Consider the following 11,123-nt stretch of genomic DNA (forward strand, 5'->3'; position numbering starts at 1 on the left):
GTGACTGACTCTGCCCGGGAGGGACACTTCGTCCAGTCGCTGGAACGCGGGCTGGCGGTGATCCGGGCGTTCGATGCCACGCATCCGGAGCTGACGCTCAGTGAGGTGGCCCGGATCTGCGATCTGACCCGGGCGGCCGCGCGGCGGTTCCTGCTGACGCTTACCGATCTCGGATACGTGCACACGGACGGGCGCCTGTTCCGGCTCAGCCCGCGCGTGCTGGAGCTGGGATATGCATATCTGTCCAGCATCTCGCTTCCGGAGATCGCCGAGCCGCACCTGGAGCGCCTGGCCGCGGAGGTGCGCGAGTCGTCGTCCGTGTCCGTGCTTGACGGCGACGACGTGGTCTACGTGGCCCGCGTCCCCACCAGCCGGATCATGACGGTCTCGATCAACGTGGGCACGCGCTTCCCCGCCTACGTGACCTCGATGGGCCGGGTGCTGCTGGCCGCGGCGCCGTCGACGTCGCTTGACGCCTACCTCGCACGCGTCGAACTGCGCGGGCTGACCGCGCGCACGATCACCGGCGAGGCGGCGCTGCGCGCGGAGCTGTCCCGGGTGCGCACGCAGGGCTACGCCATCGTCGACCAGGAGCTGGAGGAGGGACTGCGCTCGATGGCGGTCCCGGTCCGGGACCGCAACGGCGGCGTGGTCGCGGCCGTCAACGTCTCCGTGCACGCCAGCCGCACCTCGATCGACGCGCTGCGCCGCGACCTGCTCCCGCCACTGCTCGCGGCCGCGTCCCGGATCGAGGCCGATCTCCGGGTCACCGGCAGCTCACCGGCACTGCGGGCCGTCTAAAAAAAACCGCACCGCGGCAGTGACGTGACAAGCGGCGGAGCGCGCGGGGTTTCCGGAACCACAGCGGAACCGGCTCCGGCCGGCGGGCCGAAGCGGAGCGCCAGCGGAGTCTTCGGACCGCCGGAGGTTGGCCCGCGGGAGCATGCGGGCCGGGCCACCGCGGGAGCGGGAAAAGGATCTAGGGTTTTTCCAGCAGCAGGCTGATGCCCTGGCCGACGCCGATGCACATGGTGGCGAGCGCCCGGGACGCGTCCCGATCGGCCAGCTCGAGCGCGGCGGTCAGGGCGAGGCGGGCGCCGCTCATGCCGAGCGGGTGGCCGAGCGCGATGGCGCCGCCGTTCGGGTTGACGTGGGCGGCGTCGTCGGGGAGGCCGAGCGCGCGCAGCACCGCGAGCGCCTGGGCGGCGAACGCCTCGTTCAGCTCGATCAGGTCGAGGCCGGCGACGGTGAGCCCGGCCCGGTCGAGCAGTTTGCGGGTCGCGGGGACGGGACCCACCCCCATGATCCGCGGGGGTACGCCGGCGGTGGCCGCCCCGGTCACCCGGGCCAGCGGCGTCAGCCCGTAACGGGAGACCGCGTCGCCGCTCGCGACAAGCAGTGCGGCCGCGCCGTCGTTGACGCCCGCCGCATTGCCCGCGGTGACAGTCCCACCGGAACGGAACGGCGTGGGCAGCTTCGCCAGCCGTTCCAGACTGGTCTCGCGCGGGTGCTCGTCCCTGTCCACCACGACCGGCTCGCCGCGCCGGACCGGCACGCTCACCGGAACGATCTCCCGGGCCAGCCGCCCGGACGCCTGGGCCGCGGCCGCCCGTTCCTGGGACCGGAGCGCGAACGCGTCCTGGTCCTCGCGGGAGACGTCGAAATCGGCGGCCACGTTCTCCGCGGTCGCGCCCATCGAGTCGATGCCGTACTGCTTCTCCATGATCGGGTTGACCAGCCGCCAGCCGAGCGTGGTGTCCGCGATCTCGGCCGCACGGGAGAACGGCGTCTCGGCCTTGGGCAGCACGAACGGCGCGCGGCTCATGCTCTCCACACCGCCGGCCACAAGCAGGTCGGCCTCGCCGGCGCGGATCGCCCGGGCCGCGTAGGACACCGCGTCGAGGCCGGAGCCGCAGAGCCGGTTGACAGTGGTGCCAGGCACGCCGACCGGGAGGCCGGCCAGCAGCGCGCCCATCCGGGCCACGTTGCGGTTGTCCTCGCCGGCCTGGTTCGCACAGCCGAGGACGACGTCGTCGACCGCCTCCGGATCGACAGTGTCGTAGCTGTCGAACAACGCGCGGATCACGTGTGCGGCCAGGTCGTCCGGCCGCACCGGGGCGAGCGCACCGGAGTAACGCCCGATCGGGGTTCTTACGCCACCGACGATGTACGCCTCGGCCATGACAACCCTCCGCTGTTCGTCCTCCGCACACTGGTGCGTCAAGCGTACCGCTCAGACGCCCAACTGCTCCCGGGTCAGCGTGGCGACCTTCTCCACAGTGTCGACGCCCGCCCGGTAGCCCGCGTTGCCGTGCGAGAGCACGACCAGGACCAGGTCCGTCCGGTCGCCGGTGATCCGGCCGGCGCTGTTCACGATCCACTCGCCGGCCTCGGTGTCCCGGCTCAGCCAGCCGTTCTTCAACGCGGTCCGCTCGCCGTCGGCCGCGGCCGCGCTGACCCCCCACGCCTGATCCGCGTCGATCGAGGTCATCAGCGTGGTCGCGGTCTCCCGCGAATAGTCGGTGAAGACCGTGCCGGTGGTCAGCAGCGCGCCGACAAGCCGGGCCTGATCGTTCGGCGTGGTCGTGGTCAGGCCCCAGCTGGCGCTCGGCGTGGTGCGCTCCAGGCCGAGGCGCGCGTTCGCCGCGGACAGCCCGGACGCCGCGCCGATCACGTCGTAGAGCGCGGTGGCCGCGTCGTTGTCGCTGACGCCGATCATCTGCGTGGCCAGCCGCAGCTCCCGGCCGGTCAGCTCCCGGCCCTCGTCCTGCGCCAGGAGCAGCAGCGCCGCCAGGATGTCCACCTTGGCGACGCTCGCGGTCTCGAACGACTCGTCGCCGAAGTAGTCGAACGCGTACCCGGTGCGGTTGTCGACAAGCGTGACGGCGAACTCCGCGCCGCCCTCCGCGTACCCGGCCAGCGCCGCGGTCAGCCTCTCGCCCTTCGCCGCCCACTCGCGTCGCGCCTCGGCCTCCGGGTCGGCCTCAAGGTCGGCCGCGCTCGCCGCGGGTGCGACTGAGGCGTCCGCGCTCGGCAGCCAGGTGGCGTCACCGCGCAGCGCCGGCACCAGCAGCGAGGAACCCGTGACGACAAGCGCGGCCGCGACCGAGCTCAGGAGCAGGTGCAGGGAGTTCCGTGGCATGACAAGGACGCTGCCAGGAGTTTCTCGACGGCGTCTCAAGAACGGTCCCAAGAAGTCTGTCAAGGTGGTACCTCGGAATCGGCGTTCGGCAATGGAGGACGGCCACGGCATGGCGACGCTCCTGAAACAGAGCGTGTCCACACCAACGAACGTGATCGTCATCGGTACCGGGAGCGCGGCACTCCACGCCGCCGAAGCCGGAGGACGGCGTGCGCGGCGGGCGGTGCGGCCCGCCGCGCGGCCGGTCACGCCGCGGTGCACTCCCCGGCCGCGGTGCGCTTGGCGACGGCCGCGTCGACGCCGCCCGCGTACTCGACAAGCGTGCTGCCCGGGTCGAACTGCCAGACCGTCCCGACCAGGCGGGACGTGCCGTGCTCGCTGATGCCGTCGCGCCGCCAGCCGACGTCGACAGTGGTGTCGTCGATCGGGGTCACGCGCTCAAGCTCGAACGCGGCAGCGGTCAGCGCCGGACAGGCCTCGTTCGTCTTCACGTAGACGTCCTTGGCGATCTCGTCCTTTGCCGCGTCAGTCCACCCGTCCCAGGCGGTGGCCCAGTCGCCCGCCTTGATCGACGCGAACTGGGCGTTCACCACGTCGAGCGCGGCCGCCACGTTGGCACTCTTCGGCACGGCGGGCGCGGCGCCCGTGCCCGCCGGGGCGGCGCCACCGGGCGTGGACGAGCCGGGGGCACTTCCGCAACCGGTCACGGTGACCGCCATGGCCACTCCCACAAGCAAGCCGCTGGTCCAGCGCATGACTTCCTCCGTCAAGCTGCGCGCCGCAGCACGGATTGCCGCGGCGCTGGGGATGCCCTGTCGCCCGGCCGACCCCGGCAGCCTAGCGGAATTCATGCACTCTCGTCGATGCGGGCGTCCCGTACCCCCGGGAAGTGGAATCCTGTGTTGATGAGGGGTCCGGGCAGGTGTGTCGCGCTGCTCGCGGCCGCCCTCCTCGCCGCCTGCGGTGGCTCGCCCGCGCCGGAGCCGTCGAGCTCCCCCGCACCGCCCGCCTGCACGCCGGACACCGGCACTGTCGACTGGGGCGACCTCACCTCCACGCCCTCGCTGCTGCACGTGGTGGCCCGCTACCTGGACGACGACCGGACCACCTGGCGGGACCTGCTGGACCGCCCGTTCACGCCCGAGGTGACAGGCGACGGCACGGACCGCACCTGGATCCCCACGCTGGCCCGCTCACTCGGCGAACTCCGCAACCTCAACCTCGGCGCGGACGCGTCGCCGGCCACCGAGCTGGAGAGCCTGCACACGATGCTTGAGGGGTCCACGCAGCGGGGCTGGGTCCTGGGCTACTCCGGGACCTCGCTCGTCGAGGCCGGCTTCCGGGTCACCTGCGGCGGGGGCGCGGCACCTGTCACCGGCACACTTACCACCTGGAACAGTGTCGACGCCGGTTTCATCGCCTGCGCGGAACCGCCGGCGACGTCCACCTTCCCCGAGGTCTGCGACTACTGCCCGAAGGACTGAGGACCCCAAGACCCTCGATGCGTGGAACCCTGTGTAAGGTCGCGCAGATTGCCCGGCCGCGCGCCGGTTCCTGCGAGACGACATGGTGGGTACGGCATGACCAGCGTGACCTCGGTGCCGGCCACCGAACCTTTGCGCGCACCACTCACCCGCCTGCCATCGCTGACCGGGCTGCGCTGGATCGCCGCGTTCCTGGTCTTCGGCTTCCACGTCGGCACGCTCAACCTGATCGAGCCGGACCGGTGGCACAAGGCCTGGGACAGCGTCTTCGGCCTGGGCGCATCAGGCGTCTCATTCTTCTTCGTGCTCAGCGGCTTCGTACTGGCCTGGTCCGCGCGGCCCGGCGACACGCTGCTCGGCTTCTGGCGCCGCCGGATCGCCAAGATCTACCCGAACCACGTGGCCATGTTCATCATCGTGCTGCTGGTGATGCTGGCCTGGGGCGACCGGATCACCGACCTCAAGCCGGTGCTTGCCAACCTGTTCCTGGTGCAGACCTGGCCGTGGGCGGACGGCTACGCCTACACGGTCAACTCGGTGAGCTGGACGCTCTGCTGCGAGCTGTTCTTCTACCTGTGCCTGCCGTTCGTGCTGCCGGTCGTGCGCCGCATCCCGACCGGCTGGCTCTACGGTCTGATCGCCGTGCTGCTGCTGGTCATCGCGCTGATCAACAACCCGCTCAGCGCGATCATCCCCGGCGCCGGCCTCGACAGCGTCTTCCCGATCCACCAGTTCGTGCCGGAGCACTACCGCTGGTGGTTCGACCAGCTCTTCCCGCCGGTCCGCAGCCTGGAGTTCTGGACCGGAGTCCTGGCCGGCGTGCTGCTCACCCGCCGCCACTGGTTCGGGCCCGGACTGTGGATCTCGACCGCGGTCTTCGTGGCGCTCTACGTGGCGTGCACGCTCTACATCCCGGGCCAGTACCACGTGGCCGTGCTGACCATCGCGTACACCGTGCTGATCGGCGGCGCGGCCAAGACCGACCTGAGCGGCGCGCCGTCGCCGTGGCGCTGGCCGGTGATGGTCTGGCTGGGCGAGGTGTCGTTCGCGTTCTACCTGGTGCACGTGGCGCTGATCGCGAACGTGCTGCGGCTGCTTGAGCGCAACGGCGAGGGCTGGAACGCGGTCCCGGCGGCCGGCGTGATCATCCTGGCGGCGTCCGGCTCGCTCTTCGCGGCCTGGCTGCTGTTCACGTTCGTGGAGAAGCCGATGATGCGCATCCTCGGCCCGCGCCGCCGGCCCCGCCCGGAGGCGACCACGCCGGAGACCCTGTCGACGACCACGCCGGAGACCCCGTCGGCAACCACGACGGCGACCTCGACGGCGACCTCGACGGAGCCGAAGACGGACCCGGCGACGGAGCCGAAGACGGAGTCGACGTCAGCTACCGCGGAGGCCGACGCCGCAGGCCGCGACCGCACGGTGGCCCCTTAGATCGCAATGCGCGGCGCGACTCCGCGTCCGGCGCCTGCGGTGTGATCGGCCTGCCCGGGCCGGCCACCTGAGCGGCGGCGGCCGGCGCGGGAACGGCCAGGACGGCGGGGACTGCCGCGGCGGCGGGGACTGCCGCGGCGGCCGACGCCCGGCCGACCGGCGGAATCGATGCCCATGAAGGCAACGCATGGACTCAGCCGGATGCCATGGGGGCTCGCATCAGATCTTCGCGGCCTCCGGCACCACCCGGTCGCGGAAGTACGTGAGCGTCGCCGGGTCGGACACGTTCTTCACACCGCCGTGCGCGATAGTGAAGCCGAGCCGGCTCAGCCCGGCCAGCTCCTCAAGCGTCTGGTCGATGCGGGCGCCACCCTCGCCGAGGTCGTACCGGAAGATGGCGGTCTTCTCGATCTCGTCGTAGTCACGGCCGACGTCCGCACAGTGCTGCTTGAGCACCTCCAGCTTGTGCTCCAGCTCCGGGCCGGGGAACAGGTTGCAGGAGTCCGCGTACTTCGCCACGAACCGCAGCGTCTTCTTCTCGCCGCTGCCCCCGATCAGGATCGGCACGCGCGGGCTGAGCGGCCGCGGGTTGTTGAGCGTGCGGCCGAGCGTGTAGTGCCGCCCCTCGAATGTGCCCTCCGGCCCGTCGAACATCTGGCGGCAGATCTGCAGTGCCTCCTCCAGCCGCTCGAAGCGCTCCTTGGTCGGCGGGAAGGACAGGCCCAGGCCGCGCGACTCCTCCTCGTTCCACGCGGCGCCGATGCCGAGCATCGCGCGCCCCTGGGAGAGCACGTCGAGGGTGGTGACGATCTTGGCGAGCAGGCCGGGCTCGCGGTAGACCACGCCTGTGACAAGCGTCAGCAGCTTCGCCCGGCTGGTGTGCGCGGCCAGGAACCCGAGCGTGGTGTACGCCTCGAGCATCTCGTGCTCCGGCGGGCCGTGCACCGCGATCTGCCACACGTGGTCCATGACGCTGATCCGGTCGAAGCCGGCCTCGTCGGCGTCCCGGGCGACCCGGGCGACCGTCGGCGCGAACTCTTCGGGGGTAACGGGCCAGGTGAAGTCGGAGATGTGCAGGCCGAGTTTCACGACGCCGCCCTTCCGTAGTGTGGATGATCGGACAACCCACACTACGACCGGCGCCACCACCGTGGGCGACGGAAACGAGGACATTTCTCCGGTCCGCAGGTCGCGCAGTCCGTCCCACGGCGGAGGTGCTCGTGGGCGCTTCTCGGATGCCCGCAGACGCACGTTGTGACCTGCACATAAGCAGCCTATGTGCAGGGCGGGCCCCGCTGGTCAGCAACCCACCGATCACTCTCAGTAGTTCTGAGCAATTGTGACCCGGTCCACAATCTGACACTTAGTGACCGCAGGCCGCCCGTTTCGGGTGGGTTCTCATCGCCCTTTCCCCGGTGCCGCGCCTGCGCCGTTCAGCCCTCGGCGCCCGCATCCTTTAGCCCTGTAAACCGCGCCGGAAGTGGCGGGTGTTACGGGATATAGCGCCTGGTGAGAAGCGGTGTCGGCCACGCGGTCACAGCCAGTCCCAATGGTCCGGAATCGGAGCGGTTGACTCTTCGTGACCGGCGGCTAGGTTCATGAACCACGCCGCTCTCCCCCGACGGCGCTGTTCCGTTGAAGGGAACCGCATGTCACCCTCGGTGAACTCCGATGACGTCTCCCCGGTCACGGTGGTCATCCCGTGCCGCACCGAGCGCCGCTGGACCACGCTGGTTCAGGCCGTCGAATCCGCGAAGGCGCAGAACCCCGCGCCGGCCGAGATCGTCGTGGTGGCCGACCACAACGCGCGACTGTTTGACAAGATCAAGCACGAGCTGGACGGCGTGACAGTGCTGACCAACCGGTTCCGCCGCGGCGCGGCCGGCGCCCGCAACACCGGCGCGTTCCACGCGATCACGCCGCTTGTCGCGTTCCTCGACGACGACGTCCGCGCCCACCAGGGGTGGCTGGCCGGCCTGCTCGCCCCGTTCGCCGACCCGGCAGTGACCGGCACCGGCGGCGCGATCCTGCCCGCCTGGAGCGGCAGCCGCCCCGCGTGGTTCCCGGACGAGTACCTGTGGACGGTCGGCGCCAGCCACGCCCCGGCCCCGTCCGAGGCCACGCCGGCGCCGGAGGTGTGGAGCGCAAGCATGGCCGTGCGCCGCGAGACGTTCGTGCGGGTCGGCGGCTTCCCCGAGCCCGTCGGCCGGTCCACCGACCGGCCGCAGACCCCCGAGGACGCGCTCTTCCCGCGGATGAGCGAGGGCGGCGGGCACCTGATGTTCGTACCTGACGCGCGGATCCACCACCCGGTCGGGCCGGAGCGGATGACCTTCCGCTACTTCCTGCACCGCTGCTTCGTGGCCGGGCAGACCGGTGCGATCTCCGGCCGCGGGCACCTGCAGCGCGCGGCCCCCGGCGCGCTGCTGCGCAATCTGCGCGCCGGATCGCTGCCACGCACCTGGGCCGTCGTCGCCGGCATGACCGCGAACGCGATGGGCGGCGTCGTCCAGCTGACCACGCGCCCGCCGGCGCCCCGTGCGCAGCCGGTCCAGAACCAGAAGAAGATCGCCGCCGGGGTACGCCGATGAGCCTCCCGGAGATGGAGCATGCGATCCGCGAGATCCTGCGGCCGATGAGGCTCACCAGGGCGGCCCTGGTCCGTGACATCGAGTTGAACTCGCCGATCCCCCGGATTCCGGCCGTCGACGTGGACGGGCGGCGGGTCGGGCACGCGTGGCTGCTGATCCGGGTGTTCAGCGAGCCGGTCGGGACGCTGCTGCTGGCGGTACCCGACGGAGGGCTGTCACCTGAGGCGGTGGCGGACGCGATCGACGCGACGCTCGGCGAGGTGGTGCGGCGGCGGCTGGCGACGGCCGGGATCGACGGCTCGGGGCCGCTCCCGCTGGGCGGGCTGTCGCCGCGAGTCGTACCCCCGTACCTGTCCGAAAGGGTGTCGGTTCTTGCGGACGCGCCGGAGCTGACAGTGGTGGTGTGCACGCGGGAACGGCCCGACCTGCTCGCGCGCTGCCTGGACGGGCTGCTGGCACAGGAGTACCCACGGTTTCGGATCCTCGTGGTGGACAGTGAGCCCTCGTCGTCCGAGACCGAGGACGTGGTGCGTGACGCCGCGCGGGCCGCCGAGTCGACGGGCCGGATAACCGTGGCCTACGTGCGGGAGCCGCATGGTGGGCTGTCACACGCCCGGAACCGGGCCGTCGAGGCGGCGCCCGGTGCGATCCTGGCCTGGATCGACGACGACGCCGTGCCGGATGCGTACTGGCTGGCGGAGATAGCCCGGTCGTTGATGATCCACCCGGATGCGGATGTGATCACCGGAGTGGTGGTGCCCTCCGCCCTGGACACGGAAGCCCAACTCTGGGCAGAACGCCTGTCCGGCCGGACTTTCGTGCCTGTGCGATTCGGGCCCGCGACCGAGCACGTGCGTCACCCTCTCGAGGGGGTACCACCGTTGGGCGCCGGGACGAACATGGTGTTCCGCCCCGGCGTGCTCGAGCGGATCGGCGGCTGGGACGTGGCGCTCGGCGCCGGAACCCCCGCCGGCCGCTCCGAGGACATGCTGGCGTTCCTGCAGGTGAGGCTGCACGGCGGGACTGTCGCCTACGAACCGTCAGTCGTGGTGCGCGGCGAGTTGAGGCGCGACCTGGCAGGCGTACGGGAGCGGATGATCGGCTTCGGCAGGGGCATCGGGGCCGCTTACACCGCGCTGCTGATGGCCGACCCGAGGCTGGCAATGCAACTCTCCCGCTTGATACCGCGAATGCTGCGCGATTTGGTCGTCCCCACACACATGCCGGACGTATTACGCGACGCCTACCGGATCGGACTGCTGGCCGGCCCTCGCGCATACCTGACCGGACTCCGCAAAGAGCGCCGCCGCCGACTTGCCGAACGCTATCTGCGTCAATAGCACGCCCCCATCCGTTGGTGGCGGCCCTCCCGATGATCTACTCCCTGGTGGGCGGGTCGATGGCAGCCTAGCGGTCGCTTTTGTATGCGTTTCGCACGATCCCTGGACCGCGTCTCGCTCCGGCCACACGCTGACACCGCCCCTGAAGCGACCGGCAGCAAGCCGGATCGCCGTCCGCCGCGAGAGTGGCGCGGCGTCCCGACGTGACGTCCCGACCTGGAGATCAAGAGCAGCATCGAGGCGGAATCCGCGTCGGCCGCGGGTTGGCCGCGCCTGCCAGGCCTTCGCGACGACCAGACCGCGCCAAGACTCGCCGTGATCGAGCCCGCGAACCGACGTGGAGACCAAGAGCGCACCGAGGCAGGGAAGCGCATCAGCGGCGGCTTGGCCGGCCCGCCCAGCTTCGTGAGGACCAGACCCCGCCACCGAGACTCGCCGTGATCAAGCCCGATAAGCGTCGCGAAGATCAAGAGCGCACCGAGGCAGGGAAGCGCGTCAGCGCCAGGTTGCCCGCGCCCGCCCGGCCCTCGCGAGGACAGACCACGCCGAGACTCGCCATGATCAAGCCCGCGGAGCGGGCAACGCGGAGCGGGCAACGCGGAGCACATCCAGCAATCACCCTCCGCACACCCGAAATATCACCATAAAAATGCCAGCCCACCATCCCAACCTACAAAGATCACCCGTCGAATGTACTGGGGAGTGGTTATCCACCCCGCAAAACCACTCCCCAGTACATTCGACGGATGACCATTCGTCCCCACCGGATCGATCAATCAAACGCGACCCATCCGACCACCACGGAACGTCACTAGAAGTCTTACGTCCCGCACCCCGGCAGCTCTAACCCACGTAGCAGTCCAACTCTTCCACGCAGATCTGGAATTGCCCCCACTAATCCCTAAACCACGACGTGACGCAACCGCACCTGCGACAAAGCCACGAACAGCATTCTTACTCTCAGCTCAAAACACCCAGACAGCGCTCCGCTATAACCACTGCCCAGCGGCTACACCAAGCCCCAAAATCAGACTGCCGCCGCCCCACTAAACGCGCCCACCGAGGGTGTCGGGGCATGGCGCCTTACGTAGGGATCAAGCCTGACCGCCCGAAGTAAGGCGCCATGCCCCGA

The 11,123-nt window shown here is 70.5% G+C and carries 9 protein-coding genes; 5 read left to right on the forward strand and 4 right to left on the reverse strand.

Annotated features, from left to right (window positions below; all coding sequences use genetic code 11):
- Entirely contained in the window at window positions 1–801 is an 801-nt protein-coding gene (locus tag ACIA8K_RS06345; RefSeq protein WP_396055564.1) for an IclR family transcriptional regulator C-terminal domain-containing protein, read from the forward strand.
- A 178-nt stretch (window positions 802–979) separates the two neighbouring features.
- Here ACIA8K_RS06345 and pcaF read toward each other — a convergent pair whose 3' ends face one another.
- From pcaF to ACIA8K_RS06360, 3 genes are all read right to left on the reverse strand, one after another.
- A complete protein-coding gene (gene pcaF, locus ACIA8K_RS06350; protein ID WP_396055566.1) occupies window positions 980–2,182 on the reverse strand; it encodes a 3-oxoadipyl-CoA thiolase in 1,203 nt (400 codons plus the stop codon).
- A gap of 51 nt (window positions 2,183–2,233) precedes the next feature.
- Window positions 2,234–3,142: a serine hydrolase gene (locus ACIA8K_RS06355; protein WP_396055568.1), complete on the reverse strand. Its 909-nt coding sequence runs from the start codon at window positions 3,140–3,142 to the stop codon at window positions 2,234–2,236.
- A gap of 245 nt (window positions 3,143–3,387) precedes the next feature.
- On the reverse strand, window positions 3,388–3,897 hold the full coding sequence (locus ACIA8K_RS06360) for a hypothetical protein (RefSeq protein WP_396055570.1): 510 nt from the start codon (window positions 3,895–3,897) through the stop codon (window positions 3,388–3,390).
- 150 nt (window positions 3,898–4,047) lie between these two features.
- Between ACIA8K_RS06360 and ACIA8K_RS06365 the strand changes: the two genes are divergently transcribed.
- Entirely contained in the window at window positions 4,048–4,626 is a 579-nt protein-coding gene (locus ACIA8K_RS06365) for a hypothetical protein (protein ID WP_396055572.1), read from the forward strand.
- Between the two features lie 96 nt (window positions 4,627–4,722).
- Entirely contained in the window at window positions 4,723–6,060 is a 1,338-nt protein-coding gene (locus tag ACIA8K_RS06370; RefSeq protein WP_396055574.1) for an acyltransferase family protein, read from the forward strand.
- Between the two features lie 219 nt (window positions 6,061–6,279).
- On the opposite strand, the gene ACIA8K_RS06375 is transcribed toward ACIA8K_RS06370, so the two are convergent.
- Complete coding sequence (locus ACIA8K_RS06375; RefSeq protein WP_396055576.1) at window positions 6,280–7,149, reverse strand: LLM class F420-dependent oxidoreductase; 870 nt, start codon at window positions 7,147–7,149, stop codon at window positions 6,280–6,282.
- Window positions 7,150–7,709: 560 nt separating this feature from the next.
- Here ACIA8K_RS06375 and ACIA8K_RS06380 point away from each other — a divergent pair.
- Both ACIA8K_RS06380 and ACIA8K_RS06385 read left to right on the forward strand, forming a co-directional pair.
- On the forward strand, window positions 7,710–8,651 hold the full coding sequence (locus ACIA8K_RS06380; protein WP_396055578.1) for a glycosyltransferase: 942 nt from the start codon (window positions 7,710–7,712) through the stop codon (window positions 8,649–8,651).
- On the forward strand, window positions 8,648–9,991 hold the full coding sequence (locus tag ACIA8K_RS06385) for a glycosyltransferase (protein WP_396055580.1): 1,344 nt from the start codon (window positions 8,648–8,650) through the stop codon (window positions 9,989–9,991). Before ACIA8K_RS06380 ends, ACIA8K_RS06385 begins: the two co-directional genes overlap by 4 nt.
- Window positions 9,992–11,123: the final 1,132 nt, after the last annotated feature.

It is taken from the genome of Catenuloplanes sp. NPDC051500, from assembly GCF_044454585.1.
Classification (GTDB): Bacteria; Actinomycetota; Actinomycetes; order Mycobacteriales; family Micromonosporaceae; genus Catenuloplanes.